This window comes from Sphingomonas oligophenolica (assembly GCF_039522915.1).
Lineage (GTDB): Bacteria > Pseudomonadota > Alphaproteobacteria > Sphingomonadales > Sphingomonadaceae > Sphingomonas > Sphingomonas oligophenolica.
The window spans coordinates 1-23550 of the sequence record NZ_BAAAEH010000067.1; the positions used below are offsets into that span (position 1 = coordinate 1).

General features: G+C 67.3%; 22 protein-coding genes. 16 read left to right on the plus strand and 6 right to left on the minus strand.

Annotated features, from left to right (window positions below; genetic code table 11):
- The first annotated feature begins 134 nt into the window (after positions 1 to 134).
- The 7 genes from ABD050_RS28465 to ABD050_RS28495 all read left to right on the plus strand — a co-directional run bounded on the left by ABD050_RS28465 (position 135) and on the right by ABD050_RS28495 (position 9323).
- Complete coding sequence (locus tag ABD050_RS28465; protein ID WP_343892961.1) at positions 135 to 935, plus strand: SDR family NAD(P)-dependent oxidoreductase; 801 nt, start codon at positions 135 to 137, stop codon at positions 933 to 935.
- A gap of 593 nt (positions 936 to 1528) precedes the next feature.
- A complete protein-coding gene (gene kdpF, locus ABD050_RS28470) occupies positions 1529 to 1618 on the plus strand; it encodes a K(+)-transporting ATPase subunit F (protein WP_343892962.1) in 90 nt (29 codons plus the stop codon).
- Between the two features lie 13 nt (positions 1619 to 1631).
- Positions 1632 to 3335: a potassium-transporting ATPase subunit KdpA gene (gene kdpA, locus ABD050_RS28475; RefSeq protein WP_343892963.1), complete on the plus strand. Its 1704-nt coding sequence runs from the start codon at positions 1632 to 1634 to the stop codon at positions 3333 to 3335.
- A gap of 13 nt (positions 3336 to 3348) precedes the next feature.
- Positions 3349 to 5379 (plus strand): potassium-transporting ATPase subunit KdpB, encoded by a 2031-nt coding sequence (kdpB, locus tag ABD050_RS28480; RefSeq protein ID WP_343892964.1) that lies wholly within the window; start codon positions 3349 to 3351, stop codon positions 5377 to 5379.
- 10 nt (positions 5380 to 5389) lie between these two features.
- Complete coding sequence (gene kdpC, locus ABD050_RS28485) at positions 5390 to 5980, plus strand: potassium-transporting ATPase subunit KdpC (protein WP_343892965.1); 591 nt, start codon at positions 5390 to 5392, stop codon at positions 5978 to 5980.
- Positions 5977 to 8631: a DUF4118 domain-containing protein gene (locus tag ABD050_RS28490; protein ID WP_343892966.1), complete on the plus strand. Its 2655-nt coding sequence runs from the start codon at positions 5977 to 5979 to the stop codon at positions 8629 to 8631. Before kdpC ends, ABD050_RS28490 begins: the two co-directional genes overlap by 4 nt.
- Positions 8628 to 9323 (plus strand): response regulator, encoded by a 696-nt coding sequence (locus ABD050_RS28495; protein ID WP_343892967.1) that lies wholly within the window; start codon positions 8628 to 8630, stop codon positions 9321 to 9323. The genes ABD050_RS28490 and ABD050_RS28495 overlap by 4 nt, the downstream gene beginning before the upstream one ends.
- A gap of 8 nt (positions 9324 to 9331) precedes the next feature.
- Here the strand turns inward: ABD050_RS28495 and ABD050_RS28500 are convergent, their stop codons facing one another.
- The gene (locus ABD050_RS28500) at positions 9332 to 9919 is read right to left on the minus strand and encodes a uracil-DNA glycosylase family protein (protein ID WP_343892968.1); all 588 of its coding nucleotides are present in this window, start codon (positions 9917 to 9919) and stop codon (positions 9332 to 9334) included.
- A 45-nt stretch (positions 9920 to 9964) separates the two neighbouring features.
- Between ABD050_RS28500 and ABD050_RS28505 the strand changes: the two genes are divergently transcribed.
- On the plus strand, positions 9965 to 10162 hold the full coding sequence (locus ABD050_RS28505; RefSeq protein ID WP_343892969.1) for a KTSC domain-containing protein: 198 nt from the start codon (positions 9965 to 9967) through the stop codon (positions 10160 to 10162).
- A 6-nt stretch (positions 10163 to 10168) separates the two neighbouring features.
- Here the strand turns inward: ABD050_RS28505 and ABD050_RS28510 are convergent, their stop codons facing one another.
- On the minus strand, positions 10169 to 11824 hold the full coding sequence (locus ABD050_RS28510; protein WP_343892970.1) for an FAD-dependent oxidoreductase: 1656 nt from the start codon (positions 11822 to 11824) through the stop codon (positions 10169 to 10171).
- An 83-nt stretch (positions 11825 to 11907) separates the two neighbouring features.
- Between ABD050_RS28510 and ABD050_RS28515 the strand changes: the two genes are divergently transcribed.
- Positions 11908 to 12711 carry a DUF72 domain-containing protein gene (locus ABD050_RS28515; RefSeq protein ID WP_343892971.1) on the plus strand — a complete coding sequence of 268 codons (804 nt, stop codon included), beginning with the start codon at positions 11908 to 11910 and terminating at the stop codon, positions 12709 to 12711.
- Here ABD050_RS28515 and ABD050_RS28520 read toward each other — a convergent pair whose 3' ends face one another.
- The 3 genes from ABD050_RS28520 to hemC all read right to left on the minus strand — a co-directional run bounded on the left by ABD050_RS28520 (position 12712) and on the right by hemC (position 15299).
- Complete coding sequence (locus tag ABD050_RS28520; RefSeq protein ID WP_343892972.1) at positions 12712 to 13626, minus strand: hypothetical protein; 915 nt, start codon at positions 13624 to 13626, stop codon at positions 12712 to 12714.
- Positions 13627 to 13695: 69 nt separating this feature from the next.
- Positions 13696 to 14382 carry a uroporphyrinogen-III synthase gene (locus ABD050_RS28525; RefSeq protein ID WP_343892973.1) on the minus strand — a complete coding sequence of 229 codons (687 nt, stop codon included), beginning with the start codon at positions 14380 to 14382 and terminating at the stop codon, positions 13696 to 13698.
- Complete coding sequence (gene hemC, locus ABD050_RS28530; protein ID WP_343892974.1) at positions 14379 to 15299, minus strand: hydroxymethylbilane synthase; 921 nt, start codon at positions 15297 to 15299, stop codon at positions 14379 to 14381. The genes ABD050_RS28525 and hemC overlap by 4 nt, the downstream gene beginning before the upstream one ends.
- Positions 15300 to 15382: 83 nt before the next feature.
- Between hemC and tsaD the strand changes: the two genes are divergently transcribed.
- From tsaD to ABD050_RS28545, 3 genes are read left to right on the plus strand one after another with little or no spacing between them, the layout of a single operon-like run.
- Positions 15383 to 16417: a tRNA (adenosine(37)-N6)-threonylcarbamoyltransferase complex transferase subunit TsaD gene (tsaD, locus tag ABD050_RS28535; RefSeq protein WP_343892975.1), complete on the plus strand. Its 1035-nt coding sequence runs from the start codon at positions 15383 to 15385 to the stop codon at positions 16415 to 16417.
- Between the two features lie 10 nt (positions 16418 to 16427).
- Positions 16428 to 17405, plus strand: a complete 978-nt coding sequence (locus tag ABD050_RS28540) for an NAD(P)H-dependent glycerol-3-phosphate dehydrogenase (protein ID WP_343892977.1) — start codon at positions 16428 to 16430, stop codon at positions 17403 to 17405.
- Positions 17405 to 17935, plus strand: coding sequence for a DUF1697 domain-containing protein (locus ABD050_RS28545; RefSeq protein WP_343892978.1), 531 nt, complete (start codon positions 17405 to 17407; stop codon positions 17933 to 17935). Before ABD050_RS28540 ends, ABD050_RS28545 begins: the two co-directional genes overlap by 1 nt.
- 27 nt (positions 17936 to 17962) lie before the next feature.
- Here the strand turns inward: ABD050_RS28545 and ABD050_RS28550 are convergent, their stop codons facing one another.
- Positions 17963 to 18130 (minus strand): DUF1674 domain-containing protein, encoded by a 168-nt coding sequence (locus ABD050_RS28550; protein ID WP_343892979.1) that lies wholly within the window; start codon positions 18128 to 18130, stop codon positions 17963 to 17965.
- Positions 18131 to 18192: 62 nt separating this feature from the next.
- Here ABD050_RS28550 and ABD050_RS28555 point away from each other — a divergent pair, with 62 nt between their 5' ends.
- From ABD050_RS28555 to purH, 4 genes are read left to right on the plus strand one after another with little or no spacing between them, the layout of a single operon-like run.
- Entirely contained in the window at positions 18193 to 19491 is a 1299-nt protein-coding gene (locus ABD050_RS28555) for an RsmB/NOP family class I SAM-dependent RNA methyltransferase (protein WP_343892980.1), read from the plus strand.
- Between the two features lie 42 nt (positions 19492 to 19533).
- Complete coding sequence (gene rpe / locus ABD050_RS28560) at positions 19534 to 20196, plus strand: ribulose-phosphate 3-epimerase (protein ID WP_343892981.1); 663 nt, start codon at positions 19534 to 19536, stop codon at positions 20194 to 20196.
- Positions 20193 to 21926, plus strand: coding sequence for a heparinase II/III family protein (locus ABD050_RS28565; protein ID WP_343892982.1), 1734 nt, complete (start codon positions 20193 to 20195; stop codon positions 21924 to 21926). Before rpe ends, ABD050_RS28565 begins: the two co-directional genes overlap by 4 nt.
- Positions 21927 to 21963: 37 nt before the next feature.
- Entirely contained in the window at positions 21964 to 23547 is a 1584-nt protein-coding gene (gene purH, locus ABD050_RS28570) for a bifunctional phosphoribosylaminoimidazolecarboxamide formyltransferase/IMP cyclohydrolase (RefSeq protein WP_343892983.1), read from the plus strand.
- The last annotated feature ends 3 nt before the right edge of the window (positions 23548 to 23550 follow it).

The following is a 23550-nucleotide window of genomic DNA, read 5'->3' on the forward strand; positions in this document are numbered from 1 at the left end:
TCGCTTCGGAAAATAGAATTCCGGGTCCTCCCCGGAACAACTGGGCGATCTTCGGATCGCCCTTTTTTACGCCGCGATATGCACGCGTGATTATCCGGACCGGCCATCAGCGCCATCCGGCAATTGCGCTAACAATGGCGCGGCAGGATTGGAGCGAGATCATGCGCCTGCCAGGCAAGACAGCGATCATCACCGGCGCCGGCTCCGGCATGGGCAAGGCAATGGCCGAGCGCTTCGCCGAGGAAGGGGCGCGGGTGCTCTGCGCCGATATCAGCGGCGCGCAGGATGAGGTGGCCCGGGCGATCGGGCGCGGCGCGATCGGCCTCCATGTCGATGTCGCCGAGGAAGGCGATATCCGCAACATGGTCTCGACCGCCGAGGAGGCGTTCGGCCGGGTCGACATCCTCGTCAACAATGCCGGGTTCGGCGGCGGCATCATGCCGCTCCACGAACAGACCATCGAGAATTGGGACCGCATCCACGCGGTCAATCTGAAGGGCGTCTTTCTCGGCATGAAATATGGCGCGATCGCCATGCTGAAGACAGGCGGCGGCGCGATCGTCAATATCGGCTCGGCCACCGGGATGGTCGGCTGGAAAGGGCATGGCGTCTATGGCGCGGCAAAGGCCGGGGTCAGCCAGCTCACCAAATGCGCAGCGCTCGATTATGCGATGCAGAACATCCGCGTGAACGCCATCCTTCCCGGCACGATCTGGACAGGGCTTGTGCCGATGTCGAAGGACAATCCGGAGCCGCCGCCCGGCATCTTCCGCGTGCCCGGCATCCCGATGGACCGCTGGGGCCTCGCGAGCGAGATCGCCAGCGCAGCCCTGTTCCTGGCCAGCGACGAATCCTCCTACGTCACCGGCACCCTGCTGCCCGTCGATGGCGGCTATTGCATCGGCTTTTCAGGCATGGCGGCCGAACAGGGCTGAGCTGAGCCGGCATCGATTCATCCGCAACCGGGACTGTGAGATTGAGTGAGTGGACGCGCCGCCGCGGCGGCGCTGTTCCGCTCCTTGACATGACGATATCATGGCGCGCGCACGCCCGCTGTTCCGGCCAACCGCGTCGCTGTTATTGCCGCTGTTATGGCGAAACGGCCGCTGTTCCTCCCGCTGTTCCGCCGCTGTTGTTCGATAACAGCGGGATCGCCCACAACCTGTTGATAATGGGCGAATAAGCCAGCCGTAAAATCCAACGTAACAGCGGCGAAAAAACTTTTCCAATGAACAGCGGCGAACAGCGGAAAATCCGAGCTGCGTCCCAATCCCTACGCAAAACAAATGCAATCGGGTTCTTTCCGATCTCGAATGCGTACGGCGCAACGATTTAATGCCCTTGCGCGCGCTGGCCGCGCCGCCGGTCCTCATGGGCCGACGTCGCCTCGACGATTCACACGCTCAACGTCTCCTTCTGATTGGAACATATCATGCAGGATTTTCTCTGGATTCTGGTCGTAGTCGGATTGCTGGCGCTGACGCTCGCCTATGTCCGCCTGTGCGACAATGCGTGAGGGTGAACGCAGATGACCCTCGACCTCTGGCTCGCGGCGATCACCGCGATCGGCCTCCTCTTCTATCTGGTTGCAGTCCTGCTGCGGCCAGAGAAATTCTGACGGGAGCAGCATCATGACACTCCAGGGATGGATCCTGATCGCCGCGTTCGTCGGCGTTCTCCTTGCCCTCACCAAGCCGATGGGCCTGTGGCTCTTCGCGCTGTACGAGGGGCGGCCTACCCCGCTCCATGTCGTGCTCGGCCCGGTCGAGCGCGGCTTCTACAAGCTGTCCGGCATCGATCCGAACGCCGAGCAGAGCTGGCGACGCTACGCCGTCCACATGCTCGTGTTCAACGTCGCGCTGCTGATCTTCACCTATGCCGTCCTGCGGCTCCAGGCGCATCTGCCGCTCAACCCGCTGAACTTGCCTGCGGTGCCCGATCATCTCGCGATGAACACGGCGGTGAGCTTCACCACCAACACCAACTGGCAGAGCTATTCGGGCGAATCGACCCTGTCGAACCTGAGCCAGATGCTTGGCCTCACGATTCACAATTTCCTGTCGGCAGCGACCGGCATCGCGCTCGCCTTCGCCTTCTTCCGCGGTTTCGCGCGGCGCCAGTCGGCGACGATCGGCAATTTCTGGGCCGATTGCACGCGCATCACCCTGTATCTGCTGCTGCCGATCTGCATCGTCTATGCGCTGTTCCTGATGGCGAGCGGCGTGCCGCAAACGCTCGCCGGCTCAGTCGACGTGACCACGCTGGAAGGGGTCAAGCAGACGCTCGCGCTCGGCCCGGTCGCCGGCCAGGAAGCGATCAAGATGCTCGGCACCAATGGCGGCGGCTTCTTCAATGCCAATTCGGCGCATCCCTTCGAGAACCCCACCGCGCTGACCAATTTCGTGCAGATGCTGTCGATCTTCGTGATCGGCTTCGGCCTGACCTGGTGCTTCGGCAAGGCGGTCGGCAACACCCGCCAGGGTTGGGCGATCCTCAGTGCGATGGTCCTTCTCTTCCTGGCGGGCGTTACGCTCTGCTATTCGCAGGAAGCGATCGGCAACCCGGTGCTCCATCATCTCGGAGTCGCCGGCGCGAACATGGAGGGCAAGGAAGTCCGCTTCGGCGCGGCCGCCTCAGCGCTGTTCGCCGTCGTCACCACGGATGCATCGTGCGGCGCGGTCAATGCGATGCATGACAGCTTCACCGCGATCGGCGGCCTGGTGCCGCTGTTCAACATCCAGCTCGGCGAAGTCGTCGTCGGCGGCGTGGGGGCGGGCGTCTATGGCTTCCTGCTCTTCGCCATCATCGCCGTGTTCGTCGCCGGGCTGATGGTCGGGCGGACGCCCGAATATGTCGGCAAGAAGATCGAGGGACGCGAGGTCAAGCTCGCCGTGCTGGCGATCGCCGTGCTGCCGCTGATCATCCTCGGCTTCACCTCGATCAGCTCGGTACTGCCGGCTGGGCTTGCGGGTCCGCTCAACAAGGGGCCGCACGGCTTCTCCGAGATCCTCTACGCCTTCACCAGCGCGGTCGGGAACAACGGCTCCGCCTTTGCCGGCCTGACCGCCGCCACGCCTTATTATGACGGCATGCTGGCGGTGGCGATGTGGATCGGCCGCTTCTTCATCATCGTGCCGATGCTGGCAATTGCCGGCAGCCTGGCGGCGAAGAAGTACGTGCCCGAATCCGCCGGGTCCTTCCCGACCACCGGCCCGCTCTGGATCGGCCTCCTCGTCGGCATCGTGCTGATCATGGGCGGCCTGACCTTCCTGCCGAGCCTCGCGCTCGGCCCAATCGCCGATCATCTCCAGATGATCAGCGGCCATCTGTCCTAAGGAGCGCCAGGAAATGGCTCGCGCCGCAACCAAGTCGCTGTTCACCGCCGAGCTGATCGCCCCGGCGATCCGCGACGCCTTCATCAAACTGGATCCGCGTCAGCTGATCCGTAACCCGGTAATGTTCACCACCGCCTGCGTTGCCCTGCTGCTGACGATCCTGCTCGTCGTCGGGCATGACAGCCTGGCGACCTCATTCAAGGCCCAGCTCGCCGTCTGGCTGTGGCTGACGGTGTTGTTCGGCACCTTCGCCGAGGCGATCGCCGAAGGGCGGGGCAAGGCGCAGGCAGCCTCGCTGCGCGCCACCAAGGCAGATCTCATGGCCAATCGAGTCGTCGGAACCGGAACCGAACCAGTCCCGGCGAGCGCCTTGCGGGTGGGGGACGTCGTCCTCGTCACCACCGGCGACCTCATCCCGTCCGACGGCGAAGTCGTTGAGGGCGTCGCCTCGGTCAACGAGGCAGCGATCACCGGCGAGAGCGCACCGGTGATCCGCGAAGCGGGCGGCGACCGTTCGGCGGTCACCGCGGGCACGCGGGTCATCTCGGACGAGATCAAGGTCCGGGTCACGGTGAACCCGGGCCAGGGCTTTCTCGACCGGATGATCGCGCTGGTCGAGGGGGCCGAGCGTCAGAAGACGCCGAACGAGATCGCGCTCACCATCCTGCTCGTCGGGCTGACGATCATCTTCCTGATCGCGGTCGGCACGATTCCGGGCTTTGCCAGCTACGCCAATGGCAATGTTCCGGTCGTGATGCTCGCCGCGCTGCTGATCACCCTGATCCCGACGACCATCGCAGCGTTGCTTTCGGCGATTGGCATCGCCGGCATGGACCGGCTGGTGCGCTTCAACGTGCTCGCCAAATCGGGACGAGCGGTCGAGGCTGCGGGCGATATCGACGTGTTGCTGCTCGACAAGACCGGCACGATCACGATCGGTGACCGCCAGGCGACTGAATTCCGTCCCCTCGCCGGCGTCCAGGTGAGCGAGCTCGCCGAAGCGGCGCTGCTTGCCAGCCTTGCCGACGAGACGCCCGAAGGGCGCTCGATCGTGACGCTCGCGCGGGAGCGGTTCAACGTCGCTGCCACCGCGCTTCCGGCCGATGCGGCGGTGATCCCTTTCACCGCGCAGACCCGCATCTCGGGCGTCCAGCTGGGAAGCTCGCTGATCCAGAAGGGCGCGGTCGATTCAGTGCTCAGGGCCAACCCGGGAGTCGGCACGACACCCCCCGCCACCGAACTGCGCCGCATCACTGATGAGATCGGCCGCGCCGGCGGCACGCCGCTCGCCGTGGTCAGGGACGGGCGGCTGCTCGGCGCGATCTATCTGAAGGACATCGTCAAGGCAGGCATCAAGGAGCGCTTCAGCGAGCTCAGGCGGATGGGCATTCGCACGGTGATGATCACCGGCGACAATCCGCTCACGGCGGCGGCGATCGCGGCGGAGGCGGGCGTCGACGACTTCCTCGCCCAGGCGACGCCCGAAGACAAGCTCACCCTGATCCGCACTGAACAGCAGGGTGGCCGCCTGGTGGCGATGTGCGGCGACGGCACCAACGATGCACCCGCGCTCGCCCAGGCCGATGTCGGCGTTGCGATGAACACCGGCACCCAAGCGGCGCGCGAGGCGGGCAACATGGTCGATCTCGACAGCGATCCGACCAAGCTGATCGAGATCGTCGGACTCGGCAAGCAGCTACTGATGACGCGCGGCGCGCTCACCACCTTTTCGGTGGCGAACGACGTCGCCAAATATTTCGCGATCATCCCGGCGATGTTCATCGTGCTCTATCCCGGCCTCGCCGTGCTCAACGTGATGGGGCTGGCGACCCCGCAATCGGCGATCCTGTCGGCGATCATCTTCAACGCGCTGATCATCCCGTGCCTCGTGCCGCTTGCGCTCAAGGGCGTGAAATATCGGCCGGTCGGGGCCGGGCCGCTGCTGCGCCGCAACCTCACCATCTACGGCCTGGGCGGCATTCTCGTGCCCTTCGCCGGCATCAAGATCATCGATCTGGCCGTCAACGGCCTGGGTCTCGCCTGAGGAACCTATCATGGGCAACGATTTCACCTCCTCTCTCCGCCCCGCCATCGTGATGACGGCATTGTTCGCGCTCCTGCTAGGTCTTGCCTATCCGCTGGCCCTGACCGGGATCGGCCAGGCCGTCTTCCCCGGTGCTGCCAATGGCAGCCTCGTCCGCGATGGCGACACGGTGGTCGGCTCGACCGTCATTGGCCAGGCCTTCACCAGCGATCGCTACTTCCACAGCCGACCCTCGGCCGCCGGCAAGGGCTATGACGGGCTTGCCTCGTCGGGCTCCAATCTCGGTCCGGCGAGCCAGGCGCTGAGCGACCGGGTCAAGGCCGATATCGCCACCGCCACCGCATCCGCACCAGGCAAAGCTGTCCCCGCCGACCTGGTAACGGCCTCCGCCTCGGGGCTTGATCCCGATATCAGCCCCGAGGCGGCTTTGTTCCAGGTCGCTCGCGTCGCCCGTGCGCGCGGGCTGGCCGAGGCCCAGGTGCGCGCTATGGTCGAGAAATCGGTCGACCGGCCGTTCCTGCCCTTTCTGGGCGACGCGCACGTCAATCTGTTCCTGCTCAATCGACAACTCGACGGGCTGGGCGCTAAACCCGCCTCGTGAACGCCGAAGACGAACAACGGCCAGATCCCGAGGCCCTTCTGCGCGCCGCCGCGCAGGAGGGCCGCGGTCGTCTGAAGGTGTTTCTCGGCGCTGCGCCGGGCGTCGGCAAGACCTACGAGATGCTGATGGAAGGCGCGGCGCGTGCGCGGGACGGCGTCGACGTGGTGGTCGGCGTGGTCGAGACTCACGGCCGTGCCGAAACCGAGGCGATGACGCGGGGCCTGACGATCATGCCGCGTCGCGAGGTCGACTATGAGGGTCGCACCCTTACCGAGATGGACCTTGACGGCCTGATCGCACGCCGGCCGCAGCTCGTGCTGGTCGACGAGCTCGCCCATACCAACGCCCCCGGCAGCCGCCACCCCAAGCGCTACCAGGACGTCGAGGAGCTGCTGGCGGCGGGGATCGACGTCTTCTCGACCATCAACATCCAGCATATCGAGAGCCTGAATGACGTCGTGGCGTCGTTCACCCGGGTCCGGGTACGCGAGACGGTGCCCGACAAGGTGCTCGAGACAGCCGAGATCGAGGTGGTCGACATCCCGCCCGACGAGCTGATCGAGCGCCTCAAGGACGGCAAGGTCTATATCCCACACGAGGCGACCCGGGCGCTTACCCACTTCTTCTCCAAGTCCAACCTGTCGGCCCTGCGCGAGCTCGCCTTGCGGCGCGCCGCGCAGGCGGTCGATGCGCAGATGCTCGACTATGTCCGCAGCCATGCGCTGGCGGGCAATTGGGCGGGTGGCGAGCGGATCGTCGTCGCGGTCAGCGAACTGCCGGGCGGCGACTTCCTCGTACGGGCAGCAAAGCGGATCGCCGATTCGCTCCGGGCGCCCTGGACCGCGGTCCATGTCGAGACGCCGCGATACGCCGATTTCGGGCCCGAGGAGCATCGCCGGCTCGCAGCGACGATGAACCTGGCCAGCCGGCTCGGCGCCCAGGTGATGAGCCTGCCGGCGCCGACCGTGCTGCAGGGGCTGATCAGCGTGCTGGCGGATGTGCGCGCGACCCAGCTGATCGTCGGCAAGTCGAACCGGTCGCGCTGGTTCGAGCTGCGCCATGGTTCGGTGGTCGATCGGGTGGTCCGGGGGACCCCCGGCGTCGCTGTCCATGTCCTGCCGATGGAAGGGACATCGCCGTCGCCGCCGCGACCGCGCAAGCCGCTGCGCTTCGAAAGCGCCTATGGCTGGACGCTGCTGATGATCGCCGCGGTGACCGGTATCGGGCTCGGCCTGTCGAACTGGCTCCAGGTCGGCAATGTCGCCCTGCTCTATCTCGTGCCCGTGCTGGTCGCGGCCAGCATTTTCGGGCGCTGGCCAGGGATCACCGCCGGGCTGGTATCGTCGCTCGCCTACAACTTCTTCTTCCTGCCGCCGACCGGCACGCTGACCGTCAGCAACCCGGAAAATGTCGTGACCCTGGTGGTGCTGCTGACGGTTGCGCTCGTCACCAGCCATTTCGCGGCGCGGGCGCGGGTCCAGGCCGATATCGCCGCGTCGAGCGCGCGGCAGAATGCAGCGATCGCTGGCTTCTCGCGGCAATTGACCGCGACCGGCAATGACGAGGAACTGATGCAGGCGATCTGCGCCGAGGTCGCGCGCCTGTTCGACGTCCGCACCGTGCTGCTCATGACGTCACCCGACGGCCCGACTGTCCGCGCCGCCTGGCCGCCCGAGAATCATCTCGGCGCGATCGACATCGCCGCTGCCGGCTGGGCGCTCGAGAACGGCCTGCCCGCCGGACGGGGATCGGACACGCTGACGTCATCGGACTGGCTGTTCACCCCGCTCAAGACGGCCAACCGCACCCTGGGCACGATCGGGCTGGCGCGCGACAATGGCGAGCCGCTGCGCTCCGACAAGCTGCCCTTGTTCATGAGCCTGATCGACCAGGCGTCCCTCGTGCTCGAACGGCTCCAGCTTGAGGGACAGATGCGTGACGTCGCCCAGCTGCGCGAGCGCGACAGGCTGCGGGCTGCGTTGCTCTCCTCGGTCAGCCATGATCTGCGCACCCCGATTACCTCGATCCTGACTGCTGTGCCGGGCCTGCGGCAGAAAGCGACCCCGGCGCTGATCGACACGGTCGAAAGCGAGGCGATGCGGCTCAACCGGTTCGTCGCCAACCTGCTCGACATGGCGCGGGTCGAGGCGGGCGCGCTCAAGCTCGGCATCGAGGCAGTCGACCTGACCGACGCGGTCGCCGCCGCGGTCCACGACACGAGGCTCACGCTCGAGGGACATGAGATCAAGCTCGACGTGTCGCCGGGCCTGGCGCTGGTCCGGGTCGATCCCCAGCTCTTCCATCACTGCCTGATCAATCTGCTCGACAATGCCGGCCGCTATGCCGATCCGGGCACTGCCATCACTATCGAGGGGCGAAGGCTGCCCGATGCGCTGACCCTGTCGATCATCGATCAGGGCCCGGGCCTGCCAGTCGGCCGCGAACGCGAGGTTTTCGAGACCTTCCTCCGCCTCGAGGGATCGGACCGGGTCAAGGGCGGCACCGGCCTTGGCCTCGCGATCGTCAAGGGTTTCGCCGAGGCGATGGGCCTGTCGGTTTCGGCCGCCAATCACGAAAACCCGCACGGCGCCCGCTTCACCCTCCGCTTCCCGGAAAAGCTGCTCGTCCGCGAGTCAGAGGCAGCGGCATGAGCAACCGTGCGACCGTCCTGATCGTCGACGACGAGCCGCAGATCAGGCGTCTCCTGCGCGGTACGCTCGAGCGCGCCGGCTATGACGTCACCGAGGCGGGAAGCGCGCGCGAGGCGCTTGCGGCAATTGCCGGCGCCGACCCGGCGGCGATCCTGCTTGATCTCGGCCTGCCGGATCGTGACGGCATGGAGCTGATTCCGGTGATCGGCAAGCAATCGCGCGCGGCGATCCTGATCGTGTCCGCGCGTGATGCGACTGACGAGAAGGTGACGGCGCTCGATCTCGGCGCAACCGACTATGTCACCAAGCCGTTCGATACCGAGGAGCTTCTCGCCCGCGCCCGCGCCGCGATCCGCAACCGGATCACCAGCGAGGGCGGGCGGACCATGGTCAAGGCCGGGCGCGTGACGATCGACCTGCTCAACCGCCGGATCGACAAAGGCGGCGAGGAAATCCATCTGACGCCAAAGGAATTCGGCATCGTCGCGGCACTTGCCCGCTTCCCGGGCCGGGTGATCACCCACCAGCAGCTGCTCAGCTCGGTCTGGGCGAACGACTATGATCGCCACATCGAATATCTGCGCGTCGTCATCCGCAATATCCGCCACAAGCTCGAGGAGGATCCGGCAAGCCCGCGCATCATCGTCAACGAACTGGGCGTCGGCTATCGTCTGATGAGCGACGAAGGCTGAATCTGACGTCAACTGTCGATGCGTGACCGAACCAGCGCGCGCAGGTCCGGCAACAGGTCGCTTTCGAACCAGGGATTGCGCTTCTGCCAGCCCAGACAGCGCCACGATGGATGAGGCAGAGGCACGAGCAGCGGGCCAAAGGCAGCGAAATCGCGCACCCGCTCGGTCAGGGTCCTGCCACGGGCTTGTGGCAGGTAGCGCGCCTGGGCGTAGCTGCCGACGAGCAGGGTGATGCGATCCGGCGGAAGCAGGGCCAGGATGCGGTCATGCCAGCGCGGCGCGCATTCGGGCCGTGGCGGCAGGTCGCCGCTTGGCCCCTTGCCCGGGTAGCAGAAGCCCATCGGCACCAGGGCGACCCGGGAGGAATCGTAGAACTCGGCCTTTGACAGCCCGGTCCATTCGCGAAGCCGGTTGCCGCTGTCATCGTCCCAGGGAATGCCGCTGGCATGGACCTTCGCGCCGGGCGCCTGGCCGATGACGAGGATGGAGGCGGTCGAACCGAACTGGACGACCGGGCGGGGGCCGGCGGGCAGATGGCGCGCGCACAAGGTGCACGCGCTGACCTCCTCGTGAAGCGCCTGTTCGCGATCGATCATGACAGGTCCCTGAAACGGCTTCGGGCATCCGCGCGTTGAATCCGCATGCCTTCAAGCGTCATCCGCTCGTTCGATTATGACGTCGCCGACCACCGGCTCGATATCGAGTTCGTCAGCGGCCGGCGCTACAGCTATTTTGCCGTCCCTGAAGACGAGGTGGCGGCGATGCGCCGGGTCACGTCGAAGGGCGGCTTCTTCAACCGCCGGATCCGCGATCGCTATGACTATGTCGAGCATGACTGAGTGACGTCATGCCGCCGGGTGGAGATATTGGTGGACCGCCGAGACCACGACTGATCCCTCGCCGACGCCCGACGCGACCCGTTTGACCGATCCCGAACGCACGTCGCCGATCGCGAAGATGCCGGGCTTGCTCGTCGCATAGCCGGAGGTTGCGCCCGGGGCCTCGGCGCCGGTCTGGACGAAGCCCCTGGCGTCAAGCGCGAGGCAGCCGTCGAGCCAGTCGGTATTGGGCTCGGCGCCGATCATCACGAACATGTTGGCGATGTCGTGGCGTTGTTCAGCGCCGGTCCGCAGGTCGGTCCAGGTGACGTGACTGAGATAGGACTCGCCCTCCAGCCCGGTCACGGTCGAATGAGCATGCAGCGAGATCTGCGCTGACGACATGATTCGCTGGACGAGATAGTCGGACATGGTCGCCGCGAGGCCGTGCGAGCGCACCAGGATATGGACGTGGCGGGCGACGCGCGACAGGAACACCGCGGCCTGGCCGGCCGAATTGCCGCCGCCGACCACCAGCACGTCCTCGCCGGCGCACAGATTGGCTTCCATCGCTGTCGCCGCATAATGGATGCCCTGGCCTTCGAACCGCGCATAATCGGGCACGTCGAGCTTGCGATAGCGGGCGCCGCTCGCGACGATCACCGCGCGCGCGGAGACACGCTGGCCATCCTCGAGCGTGACGACATAGGGCTCGGTGGCGCAATCCAGCGATACGACCGGCCGGGCCAGCGCGAGGCGCGCGCCGAATTTCTGCGCCTGCACCTGGGCGCGGCCAGCCAGCGCCTGGCCGGAGATCCCGGTCGGGAAGCCGAGATAATTCTCGATCTTGGAACTTGTCCCGGCCTGCCCGCCCGGCGCCATGCCCTCGATCACGATCGTGTCGAGGCCCTCCGACGCGGCATAGACGGCCGCGGCCAGCCCGGCCGGCCCGGCGCCGACCACGACGACGTCATGGATGCGCGCCGGATCGAGCCTCTCGGTCAGCCCAAGCGCGTCGGCGAGCTCGGGCGTTGAGGGATTGCGCAGCACCTTCGCATCGGTGCCGATCACGACCGGAAGCTGATCGGGGGTAATCGAAAAGCAATCGAGAAAGCCGCCGGCGTCGGGATCGACATCGATGTCGAGCAGGCGATGCGGATAGGCATTGCGCTCGAGGAAACGCTCCATCCTGAGCGTATCTGCGGCATGGCCCGATCCGATCAGGGTGACGCCGCCATGGCTGTGGCGGATCAGCCCGACCCGGCGCAGGATGAAGGCGCGCATGATGAGCTCGCTGATATCGGCCTCGGCTGAGACCATGCGGCGAAAACTGGCCGGGCTGATGCGCAGCACCCGGCCGTCCTCGCCGGCGCGGCCGCTGACCAGGATCGCGCGGTTGTTGAACAGATCGAGCTCGCCGGTGAACTGGCGGGCGCGATGGGTGGTGAAGACCGAAGCGACGCCGTGCTCGTCAGTGTCGAGCACCTGGATCGATCCGGCGAGCACGACGAAGAAATCGACGCTGCGTTCGCCCCGCGTATAGAGCGCCGTGCCCCGTACCACCGCTTCCTCGCGGCCATAGGGCATCATCCGCGCGACCATCGCCTCGCTCAGCACGGGGAAGGTCTGTGCTTCGCGTTCGAGCGGGTCGCTCGGGTCGATCTCGGTCCGTTCAGCTGCCATTCGCGATTCTCGCACGGTTACCCGGCGACGATAGCAGCCCCGCCCCTCTTCGCGAAAGCCGGCCGCCGAATTAGGGTGTGCGAATGAGCACTGGAACGATTCGCGCCGGGATCGGCGGCTGGACCTATGAACCCTGGCGGGGCACCTTCTTTCCCGAAGGCCTCGCCCAGAAACGCGAGCTGGAATTCGCCTCGCACGCCGTGACGGCGATCGAGATCAACGGCACCTATTACGGCACGCAGAAACCGGCGACCTTTGCCGGCTGGGCGAAAACCGCGCCCGAGGGCTTCGTCTTCGCGGTCAAGGCGTCACGCTTCTGCACCAACCGCAAGATATTGGCTGAAGCAGGCGACTCGATCGAGAAGTTCGTCGGGCAGGGGATCGTCGAGCTCGGCGAGAAGCTCGGGCCGATCCTCTGGCAGTTCATGGCCACCAAGAAGTTCGAGGCGGGTGATTTCGGTGCGTTCCTGAAGCTGCTGCCCACCGCGCATCAAGGCGTTTCGCTTCGCCATGCCATCCAGGTGCGGCACGAAAGCTTCGCGGTGCCCGAATTCATCGCGATGGCCCACGCCGCCGGAGTCGCGATCGTCTATGCCGATTCGGCCGAATATCCGGCGATCGCCGATGTGACGGGTGATTTCGTCTATGCGCGGCTCGAGAATGCAGTCGAGGCCGAGCCGACCGGCTATTCCCCTTCGGAAATCGATCGCTGGGCCGGCATCGCGAAAAGCTGGGCGTCCGGCGGACGGCCCGACGGGCTGCCCTATGTGGTCGAAGATGCACCGGCGAAGACAGTACGCGACACCTTCGTCTTCTTCATCAATGGCGCGAAAGTGCGCGCGCCGGCGGGCGCGATGGCGTTTCTGGAGCGGCTGAGAGCCGGCTGATCAGTGATTGGGGGGCGTGGAGCCCATGCCCGGCACGTCGCGCGCCGGCGCGCGGGCGCCGGCGACGGTCGCCTGCCCCTGGATCGCCGCGGCTTCAATCGTGTCGAGCGCCTGGCGTGCGCCGATATAGCGCCGGGCCGCACTGATCCAGCGTCCGCCCTGCGCCGCCCCCGGCATCCGCGCCACCTCGGCCAGCGCCGCCTCCACCTGACCTGTTTGCAGCATGCGCCGCGCGCGTGTCAGCCGGTCGGCTGGTAAAGGGGATGGCGTGTCGGCGCGGTGCAGCACGATCAGATTGCCGAGCTCGCGCCGGAAGCTCGTCAGCCAGCCGTCAGTCGCGGCGCCCGTCGCCAGCTCGGGGCCGATCGTGTCGAGGCCCATGCGCAGATCCTCGATCGTGACCGGCTCGCTCGCCGCCTGGACGATCGCGCCGACGGCCTGGGGTTGGGTCGTACCGAACCTGTCGCGCAGCTGATTCTCGAGATAGCCAAGCGCCAGGCCGCGATCGATCTGCCGTCGTGCGGCAAAGGCGATCATCAGCCCCTCGGCGCGCGTCGCATAGCCCGAGGCGACCCGCGCTTCGGCGCCGACATTGTTGGTGCGTGCCTCGAGATCGGCAAGCCGCGTCGCGAGATCATTCTCGCGAACCGTCAGGGCTTCGAGGTCGATCGCCGGCGCCGGCGCGCCGGCATTGCCCGGCACGATCACCACAGGTGTCTGCTTGCCGCCGGTGGTGGTCCCGAGCGGCAATGTCACGGTGGCGACAGGCTTGGGTGCAAACCAGCTGGCATAGTTATGGAGAATGAACGCCATTGCGCCGAGCCCGGCCAGGAACGCCACGACGCCGAGGATCGCCGCGTTGCGCCATGCAGGCTTGTCGGAGGGCGCTGTCGCGATCGGCAGGTCATCGTCCATGCCGTCTTATCCCCGCCCGGGCGGGGCCGGTCAATCGGGCGCGCGAACCATTGTTCACAGCCCCCTTGTTCAGGCCCGATCTTGCGACCACGCCTTCCGCGCTGCCTCGATCAACGCCGGGTCGGTGGGCACCGCCGCGGCGGCGATCGTTGCCCAGCCCGGCCCTGCGGCTGCGGCCACCGCCGGACTCAGCGCGGCGATGCCGATCGAGGCGCGGGGAACGCCATACAGGTCGGCAAGGGCGGCCAGCCGCTTCGCGGCGCGAGCCGAATGAAGCAGCGCGATCGACCCCCGCAGGTTCTGGACCTGTGTGGCGGAAACCGGTGTGTCCTCGCTTGCATAGACAGCGATGGTGCGTGAAACCGGGCCACCGGCCTCGATCGTGCGATGGCGGCCGGCGAGATGAAGCGCCCTCGATATTCCGCGCGCGCCGGCCAGCGCGAGCAGCGCGGACGCATCGACCTGCCCTGCCGCCAAGACGTCGAAGCCGGCTGCGCGCGCGGTTTCAGCCGTTTTCGGGCCAACGGCGAAGACCGGCAGATGCTGGAGCGGCGCGAGCCCCGGACCACCGAAGCGGATTGCGTTGGCGCTGGTCAGCAGCAGGGCGTCATGGTCCGCGGGATCAGGTGGGCTCCAGTCGATCGCCTGGACGGCAAATAGCGGCAGGCGGAGTGGCGGCAGGCCCAGCGCTTCGATCAGCGCCGCGGTCGCGGTGTTGCCCGGCTCGGGGCGCAGCACCGCGAGCGGGCCGGTCATGCCGCGAACAGCCGCCGCACCGATGGCGGCGCGCGCGCCAGCAGGTCGCGCGCCAGCGCCTCGGCCATGCCCGGCTCGGTCACGGCGCCGGCCAGCTCGCCCGTGACATGCGCGCTGCCATCCTCGGCGAGCAATTCGGCGCTTATCGTCACCGTCTCGCCGTCGATCACCGCCAGCCCGGCGACCGGCGAATGGCAATCAGCCTGGAGCGCGGCGAGCAGGGCGCGTTCGAGCATCACACAGGCAAAGGTCGGGGCGTGGCCGATCGCGGCGAGCCAGCCCAGCGCCCGCGAATCGGCAGCGCGCGCCTCGATCCCGACGGCGCCCTGGGCCGGCGCAGGCAGCATGACGTCATTCGGGATGGCTGCGCCCACATCGTCGCGTCCGAGCCGGTCGAGCCCGGCCGCCGCGAGCAAGGTGGCGTCGACCTCGCCCGCGGCGAGCTTGGCCAGTCGCGTATCGACATTGCCGCGGAACAGCACCGGCCGCAGATCGGGGCGCAGCCGCCGCAGCTGAGCGCTCCGGCGCGGCGAGCTGGTGCCGATCACTGCGTTTTCAGGCAGCGCATCAATGCTCGCGGCACCGATCAGCCGGTCACGGACATCGGCGCGGGGCAGCATGGCCGCGATCCGGATCGAGTCGGGACGCAGCGTCTCCACATCCTTCATCGAATGCACTGCGCAGTCGATCTCGCCCTCCGTCAGGGCGCGGTCGAGTTCCTTGGTCCACAGCGCCTTGCCGCCGATCTCGGCCAGCGCGCGGTCCTGCACCCGGTCGCCGGTGGTGCGGATCGGCACGATCTCGACGGCATCTTCAGGCCAGCCATGGGCGGCGCACAGCGCATCCCGCACCATATGCGCCTGGACGAGCGCGAGCGGCGAACCGCGGGTACCGAGGCGCAACAGGGGATTGGGCAAGACACACTCCGTTCGAGTCCCGGTTAGAAGAAAGAACCGCCCTTCGACAAGCTCGGGACGAACAGCTAGGGGTTCTCGCCATCATGAGTTTGATCCTCGGCCTCGAATCGAGCTGCGACGAAACCGCGGCGGCGCTGGTGACGAGCGACCGGCGCGTGCTCGCGCACCGGCTGCTCGGGCAGGAGGCCGAGCACAGGCCCTATGGCGGCGTCGTCCCCGAAATCGCCGCCCGCGCGCATGTCGAGGCGCTGATCCCGCTGGTCGAGGCAGCGCTGGCCGATGCCGGCGTCACGCTGGCGGATGTCGATGCGATCGCGGCCACCGCCGGCCCCGGGCTGATCGGTGGCGTCATGGTGGGGCTGGTCACCGGCAAGGCGCTTGCCCATTCGGTCGGCAAGCCGCTGATCGCGGTCAATCACCTCGAAGGCCATGCGCTGTCGCCGCGCCTGTCCGATCCCGATCTCGATTTTCCCTATCTGCTGCTCCTGGCCTCGGGCGGCCATTGCCAGCTGCTGCTCGTGGAAGGCGTCGCCTCCTATCGCCGCCTCGCCACCACGATCGACGACGCGGCCGGCGAGGCGTTCGACAAGACAGCCAAGCTGCTCGGCCTCGGTTTTCCCGGCGGCCCGGCTGTCGAGCGTGCCGCCGAACAGGGCGATCCCCGCGCCGTGCCCTTGCCGCGCCCGCTGAAAGGCTCGGACGAACCGCATTTCTCCTTTGCCGGGCTGAAGAGCGCGGTTGCCCGCGCGCGCGATGCCGGCACCTGGTCGGCGGAAGATATCGCGGCGTCGTTTCAGGCGGCAGTCGTCGATTGCCTGATCGATCGCACCGCAAGGGCGCTGGCGCGTGCGGATGGCGCAACCGCCCTGGTCGTTGCCGGCGGCGTCGCTGCCAATCGTTCGGTGCGCGGTGCGCTCCAGGCGCTGGCCGAGGCGCATGGCCTGCGTTTCGTCGCGCCGCCCTTGTGGCTGTGCACTGACAATGCGGCGATGATCGGCTGGGCGGGCGCGGAGCGTTTCGCCGCGGGTCTCACCGATCCGCTCGACGTGCCGGCCCGCCCGCGCTGGCCGCTCGATCCGGATGCCGAGGCGGTACGTGGCGCGGGGGTGAAGGCATGAGGATCGGCTCGTGAAAATTGGGGTAATCGGCGGCGGCGCCTGGGGCACGGCGCTCGCCAGCGTCGCCGCGCGCGACGGCGAACCGGTCCTGCTCTGGGCGCGCGAGCCCGACGTCGTCGAGGCGATCAACGCCGGGCACGAGAATCCCCTTTTCCTCCCCGGCATTGCCTTGCCGGCCTCGATCAGGGCGACGGGTGAGCTCAGCCTGTCGGCGGCGTGCGATGCGCTCCTTGTCGTCGTCCCGACCCAATTCGTCCGCGCCATCCTTGCCGAAACCCCGGTCGGCAGCGCCCCGCTTGTCCTGTGCGCCAAGGGCATGGAGGCGGGGACGCGGCTGCTCGTCAGCGAGGTTGCGCATCAGGTCCGGCCCGAAGCGGCGATCGCCGTCCTGTCAGGCCCGACCTTCGCGCATGAGGTCGCCGCCGGTCAGCCCACCGCGGTGACGCTTGCCTGCGCCGACGAGGCGATCGGGCAACAGCTCGCCGATCGCCTCGCCAGCCCGACCTTCCGGCCCTATGCCTCGAATGACGTCATCGGCGCCGAGATCGGCGGCGCGGTCAAGAATGTCCTCGCCATCGCCTGCGGCGTGGTCGAGGGCGCCGGGCTCGGCCAGAATGCCCGCGCCGCGTTGATCGCGCGCGGCTTTGCCGAGATGACCCGCTTCGGGCTCGCCCGCGGCGCGCGGGCCGAGACGCTTGCCGGGCTTTCGGGATTGGGCGATCTCGTGCTGACCTGCTCCTCGACCAGCTCGCGCAACTTCTCGCTCGGCGTCGGGCTCGGCCAGGGCCATGCGGCGCGCGACCTGCTCGCTGATCGCCGCACGGTTGCCGAAGGCGCGTTCACGGCGCCGGTGTTGCGCGAGGCGGCGATGGAGGCCAGGGTCGACATGCCCGTCACCGAGGCGGTTTGCGCCCTGCTCGACGGCGCCGATGTGCGCGATGTCGTCGAAGCGCTGCTCGCCCGCCCGCTGACCCGGGAACATCGCTGATGCGCTGGGCGGCCCTGCTCAAGGGGATCAATATCGGGGGCAAGAAAATCCCGATGACCGAACTCAAGGCCCTGATCGAAAGCCTTGGCTATCATGACGTCAGGACCCTGCTTGCTTCGGGTAATGTGGTTTTCAGCTGCGACGAGGATGACGGCGCTACGCTCGAGAAGCGACTTGAGGCGGCGCTGGCGGCCTATGGGTTGAAGACCGATGTCGTCGTCCGCAACCATGCTGACCTGAAGAGGGTGAGCGACGCCAATCCCTTTCACGACGCGGCGCGCGACCATCCCAATCACCTGCTGGTATCGTTCCACCGCGACCCGGTGCCTGACGGGCTGATCGAGAAGATCCCGGACATTTATGACGGCCCCGAGCGGTTGAAAGCGATCGGGCGCGAACTCTATATCGATTTCCCCGAGGACGTCGGCCATTCGAAGCTGCCCCAGGCGATGGCCAAGCTCAAATTCCCGAAGCTCGCGACGATGCGGAACTGGAATACGGTCGGCAAGCTGAAGGACCTGCTCGAATAGACAGGGCAGTCGCGGGTCCTGATCGACTCAGAAGTCGACGGCGATGCCCTTGAGTTCCCAATCGCCATAGCGCGTCGGGTCGAGGCCAAGCGGATCCTCCTGGGTCCCGGAGGCCGGCTTGGGATCGGGTTTGGGCACCGGCTTGTTCCTGGAAAGATAAGCCGGCGGCTTCACATGTGGCGGGCGGCGGCCCATGGCGGTTCATCCCGGATGCTGTAGCTGCCCCATCCTCCCTTCACGATATGAGTTCAAGTGCCTTGACCCGCCCTCCCAACCGCAACGCCAACCACCCCGCCGCTGACCCGCCCGGCGTCCCGGCCCGGCGTGCCGCGCTGAAGCTGCTCGACGCAGTGCTCCGCCAGGGCCTGCCGCTCGAGGCGGCGCTCGACCGCGCGACTCAGGGGATAGAGCGCAGCGACGATCGTGCGCTTGCCCATGCCATTGCGGCCGAGGCGCTGCGCCGGCTGCCCGATCTGGACGCACTGATCGATTCAGCGACCCGGAGCCGCCTCCCCGATGACGCCAAGGCGCGCTTTGCCCTGCGGATCGCGCTGGTCCAGGCGCTCGCGCTCGGCACGCCGCCTCATGCCGCCATCTCGACGGTGTTGCCTCTGGTCGATGGCGGTCCGCGCAAGCTCGTTCACGGCGTGTTCGGCACGTTGATGCGCGGCGGCGCGACGCTCGAAGAATTCCCGACGCTGCCCGAGGATGTCGAGGCGCGCTGGCAGAATGCATGGGGCGAGGAGAAGGTCGCCGCGGCCGAACGGGCGATCGCCGTGCCGCCGCCGCTCGATCTCACCTTGGCCGATCCTGCCCGAACCGAGGAACTGACGGCTGAAATGGGCGGCCTGTCGCTGCTCCCCGGCCATATCCGTCTCGCCGGCGCGCATGTGCCCGAGCTTCCCGGCTTCGAGGAAGGCGCCTGGTGGGTCCAGGATATCGCTGCCTCGCTTCCCGCGCGCCTGATCGGCAAGGGATCAGGGATCGTGCTCGATCTCTGCTCGGCGCCCGGCGGCAAGACGATGCAGCTCGCCAGCGCCGGCTGGTCGGTCGTCTCGGTCGACTCCTCGGAAAGTCGTCTGGCGCGACTTCGCGACAATCTCGCCCGCACCCATCTCGCGGCCGAGGTGATTGCCGCCGACCTGTTGAAATGGTCGCCGGCCGAACCTGCGGACGCGGTTCTGCTCGATGCGCCGTGCAGCGCGACCGGCATCTTCCGACGCCATCCCGATGTGCTCCACCGCGTGAATCCGCGGGTGATCGCCGAGATGGCCCGGGTCCAGGCCCAGCTCCTCGCCCGCGCCGCGAAATGGGTGAAGCCCGGCGGCATGCTGGTGTACGCCACCTGCTCGCTCGAAAAGGCCGAGGGTGAAGAGCAGCTGATGGCGTTTCTCGCCAGCCAGCCGGATTTCGCGATCGATCCGGTCGCGGTTGCGGAGCTGCCCGCCGGCATCGTGCCGCACCAGCGCGGCTGGGTTCGCACCCTGCCCGGCATGCTCGCTGAAGAAGGCGGTTGCGACGGTTTCTTCATCGCCCGGCTGCGCCGCGGCGGCTGAGTTTCCTTGCGGGCCGACTCAGCCGTGCTAGAGGGTCCGGTCATGCAACAGCCAGTCCGTATCGCCCCTTCGATCCTCTCAGCCGATTTCGCGCGGCTCGGCGAGGAAGTGCGCGCCGTCGACGAAGCCGGGGCAGACTGGATCCATGTCGATGTGATGGACGGCCATTTCGTCCCCAACATCACGATCGGCCCCGCCGTGGTGAAGGCGATCCGCCCGCACACCGCCAAGCCGCTCGACGTTCATTTGATGATCGCGCCGGTCGACGCCTTTCTCGACCAGTTCGCCGAGGCCGGTGCCGACACGATCAGCATCCATGTCGAGGCCGGGCCGCATACGCACCGCAGCCTCCAGCATATTCGCAAGCTCGGCAAGCGTGCCGGCGTCGTGCTGACGCCGCAGACCCCGGCCAAGGCGCTCGATTATCTGCTCGAAGAGGTCGATCTGGTGCTGGTGATGAGCGTCAATCCCGGTTTCGGCGGCCAGGGCTTCATCCCGAGCGCGCTCCGCAAGATCGAAAGCATCCGCAAGATGATCGACAAGGCCGGCCTGACGATCGATCTCGAGGTCGACGGCGGCATTGACGCCGAAACCGCACTGACTGCGATCGCGGCGGGCGCCGATGCGCTGGTCGCGGGCACGGCGACCTTTCGCGGCGGGGCATCGGCTTATGCCGCCAATATCCGCGCCCTGAGGGGTGGGTGACGGGCGGCGGCCCCGATTCCGGCGCCGACGGCATCGAGGAAGGCAAAAGGCTGATTCGTCTCGGGGGAGACAAGGGATTGTCGCTTGCCGAACGCCTCACCGAGCGCTTCCATCGCCTCACCTGGCGCACGCCGATCCATGGACTGAGGTTGAAGGGTCGTCATCCGCTGAAGCTGATCGCGGTTCCGGACGATCCCTTTCTCGGCGATGCCCGCCGCGGCAATGCTCTGCTCGAGGGCGAGCTCAGCTTCCGGGGCGAGCGGTGCGGGATCGTCGATCTCAATCTCGCCAGGCCCGATTTCAGCCGCGGCTTCAGCGATTATTTCCACAGTTTCGCCTGGCTGCGCGATCTCTCGACGGTCGCGACGCGCGCCCAGGCGACGCCGATTGCCGAGGATATGATGCGCCGCTGGCTCGCCGCGCATGCCGAAACGGTCAGCGAACCTGCGTGGCGGGCTGATCTCTGGGGCAGGCGGATCCTGTTCTGGACGGCGCACGCGCCGCTGATCCTGTCGAGCGGCGATCTCGTCTATCGGTCCCTCGTCCTCAATACGCTCGCACGGGGCGCCCGGCATATCGATCGCGGCGCCGACAAGCTCACTCCGGGCGCCCCGCGCGTCGCCGCCTTGTGCGGGGTGGTTGCTGCCGGGCTGTTGATCCCCGGCGGTGACGCCAGGCGCGGCGCCACCGAGGCAGCGCTCGCCAAGGCGCTTGGGATCTCGATCTTCGAGGATGGCGGCAACGTCTCGCGTTCGCCGGTGGCGCAGCTCGACATCATCATGCTGTTGACGATGCTGCGTGAAACCTATGCCGCACGGCGCCTCGAGGAGCCGGTCACGATCGGGACGGTGTTGGCGCGGATGGTGCCTGCATTGCTTGGCGTCTGCCATGGCGATCGCGGCCTTTCGAGCTGGCAGGGCGGCGGCCCGGTGCCGGGCGAGACGATCGATGCGATCATCGCCGCGACGGGCGTGCGCGCCCGTCCGCTTCGCCAGGCGCGCGACTGGGGATATCAGCGGCTCGCCGCAGGCAGCGCCGTGCTGATCATGGATGCAGCCCCGCCGCCGGTCGCCCGGCTGGTTGAGGGCGGGTGCGCCTCGACGCTTGCGTTCGAATTCTCCGATGGGCCGAACCGGCTGGTGGTCAATTGCGGCGGCGCCCGCGCTGCGCTCGCTCAGCTTCCGGCCGCGCTTGCCGAGGGGCTGCGCACCACCGCGGCGCATTCGACGCTGATCGTTGGTGACAGCAATTCGACGGCGATCCACGCCGACGGTACGCTCGGCCGCGGCGTCGGCGAGGTCGAGCTGGCCCGACAGGAGAGCGAGAGCTCGAGCCGGATCGAAGCGAGCCATGACGGCTATGCCAGGCGCTATGGCTTTCTCCATCGCCGCCAGATCATCCTGTCGGGCGATGGGCGGGAGATACGCGGCGAGGATATGCTGTTGCCCGCCAGCAAGCGCCGCAAGCTCGTCGCGACGCCTTTCGCGATCCGCTTTCATCTCGGCCAGGGCGTAACCGTTTCGCCGACTGCCGATGGCATGGCAGCGTTGCTCCGCTTGCCCGGCGGCGCCTTGTGGCAATTCCGCTGCCGCGGCGGCACGCTCGCGATCGAGGACAGCCTGTGGATCGACGGCGAGGGCCGGCCGCAGGCGACTCAGCAGCTCGTCGTCTCGGGCGAATCGCCCGCCGGCGGTGCAAGCGTCAGCTGGGCCTTGAAGCGAGCGACCTGAGACGGCAGAGGGGCCGCGACTCTCTCAGGAAGATTTCATGGCTCCCATCAAGATCGCGCGCGCGCTGCTGTCGGTATCCGACAAGACCGGAATCGTCGACCTCGGTCAGGCGCTGGCACGGCACGGGGTCGAGCTCGTCTCGACCGGCGGCACAGCGGCCGCGCTGCGCGACGCCGGCCTCGCGGTCCGCGATATCTCGGATCTGACCGGTTTTCCCGAGATGATGGACGGGCGGGTCAAGACGCTCCACCCAAAGGTTCATGGCGGCCTGCTCGCGGTGCGCGACGATCCGGCGCATGTCGCATCGATGGCCGAGCATGATATCGGCGCGATCGATCTGGTGGTGGTGAACCTCTACCCCTTTCGGCAGACAGTGATGAAGGGGGCTGAGCGGCCGGAGATCATCGAGAATATCGATATCGGCGGGCCGTCGATGGTCCGCTCGGCGGCGAAGAACCACGCCTTTGTCGCGATCGTCACTGATCCGGCTGATTATCCGGCGCTGATCGCCGAAATGGATGCCGGCGGCGGCACGACGTCATATGAGCTGCGCAAGCGTCTTGCCGCGAGCGCCTTTGCGGCGACCGCGACCTATGACGGGATGATCGCAAGCTGGTTCGGCTTTGTCGACCAGGGAGAGGTCCTTCCTGAGACCATGCCGATCACGCTCAAGCGCGGCCAGGCGCTGCGCTATGGCGAGAACCCGCACCAGAAGGCCGCTTTCTACACAGCGGCCGGCCCGCAGGTCCGCGGCATCGGCCAGGCACGGCAGGTCCAGGGCAAGGAACTGAGCTACAATAATTACAATGATGCCGATGCGGCACTCGAACTGGTCGCGGAGTTCCGCGACGCAGCGCCGACGGTCGTGATCGTCAAGCACGCCAACCCGTGCGGCGTGGCCACCGCGGCGACGATCGAACAGGCCTATGCCGAGGCCTTTGCCTGCGACACGGTTTCGGCCTTTGGCGGCATCATCGCGCTCAATCGCGCGCTCGACGAAGCAACCGCGCGGGCGATCTCGGGAATTTTCACTGAGGTCGTGGTTGCGCCCGATGCCGATGAGGCAGCGCTGGCGATCTTCGCGGCAAAGAAGAATCTGCGCCTGCTGCTCACCGGCGACCTGCCCGATCCGGCGCGCCACGGCCTGACGGCAAAGTCGATCACCGGCGGCTGGCTCGTTCAGACCCGCGACGGCGGCACCGCGCCCGATCTGAAGGTCGTGACGAAGCGTACCCCGACCGAGCGCGAACTCGCGGATTGCCGTTTTGCGTGGACCATCGCCAAACACGTCAAGTCGAACGCGATCGTCTATGCGAAGGACGGGGCTACGGCGGGGATCGGCGCCGGGCAGATGAACCGCCTCGAATCGGCGCGCATCGCCGCCTGGAAAGCGAAGGATGCGGCCGAAAAGGCGGGCTGGCCGGCACCGCGCACCATCGGCTCGGCGGTTGCGTCGGACGCTTTCTTCCCTTTCGCCGATGGCTTGCTTGCAGCGGTCGAGGCGGGCGCCACCGCCGTGATCCAACCCGGCGGATCGATCCGCGACGACGAGGTGATCGCAGCGGCGGACAATGCCGGGCTCGCGATGGTGTTCACCGGAATGCGGCACTTCCGGCACTGAGCG

Bases quoted from the DNA above. Each gene is read 5' to 3' on its own strand.
- ABD050_RS28465 (WP_343892961.1), top strand. From the start codon at position 135: ATGGCGCGGCAGGATTGGAGCGAGATCATGCGCCTGCCAGGCAAGACA.
- kdpA (WP_343892963.1), top strand. From the start codon at position 1,632: ATGACACTCCAGGGATGGATCCTGATCGCCGCGTTCGTCGGCGTTCTC.
- ABD050_RS28525 (WP_343892973.1), bottom strand. From the start codon at position 14,382: ATGACCGGCCCGCTCGCGGTGCTGCGCCCCGAGCCGGGCAACACCGCG.
- ABD050_RS28545 (WP_343892978.1), top strand. From the start codon at position 17,405: ATGCGCTGGGCGGCCCTGCTCAAGGGGATCAATATCGGGGGCAAGAAA.
- ABD050_RS28520 (WP_343892972.1), bottom strand. From the start codon at position 13,626: ATGGACGATGACCTGCCGATCGCGACAGCGCCCTCCGACAAGCCTGCA.
- rpe (WP_343892981.1), top strand. From the start codon at position 19,534: ATGCAACAGCCAGTCCGTATCGCCCCTTCGATCCTCTCAGCCGATTTC.
- purH (WP_343892983.1), top strand. From the start codon at position 21,964: ATGGCTCCCATCAAGATCGCGCGCGCGCTGCTGTCGGTATCCGACAAG.
- kdpB (WP_343892964.1), top strand. From the start codon at position 3,349: ATGGCTCGCGCCGCAACCAAGTCGCTGTTCACCGCCGAGCTGATCGCC.
- kdpF (WP_343892962.1), top strand. From the start codon at position 1,529: ATGACCCTCGACCTCTGGCTCGCGGCGATCACCGCGATCGGCCTCCTC.
- ABD050_RS28495 (WP_343892967.1), top strand. From the start codon at position 8,628: ATGAGCAACCGTGCGACCGTCCTGATCGTCGACGACGAGCCGCAGATC.
- kdpC (WP_343892965.1), top strand. From the start codon at position 5,390: ATGGGCAACGATTTCACCTCCTCTCTCCGCCCCGCCATCGTGATGACG.
- ABD050_RS28550 (WP_343892979.1), bottom strand. From the start codon at position 18,130: ATGGGCCGCCGCCCGCCACATGTGAAGCCGCCGGCTTATCTTTCCAGG.
- ABD050_RS28500 (WP_343892968.1), bottom strand. From the start codon at position 9,919: ATGATCGATCGCGAACAGGCGCTTCACGAGGAGGTCAGCGCGTGCACC.
- ABD050_RS28515 (WP_343892971.1), top strand. From the start codon at position 11,908: ATGAGCACTGGAACGATTCGCGCCGGGATCGGCGGCTGGACCTATGAA.
- tsaD (WP_343892975.1), top strand. From the start codon at position 15,383: ATGAGTTTGATCCTCGGCCTCGAATCGAGCTGCGACGAAACCGCGGCG.
- ABD050_RS28510 (WP_343892970.1), bottom strand. From the start codon at position 11,824: ATGGCAGCTGAACGGACCGAGATCGACCCGAGCGACCCGCTCGAACGC.
- ABD050_RS28505 (WP_343892969.1), top strand. From the start codon at position 9,965: ATGCCTTCAAGCGTCATCCGCTCGTTCGATTATGACGTCGCCGACCAC.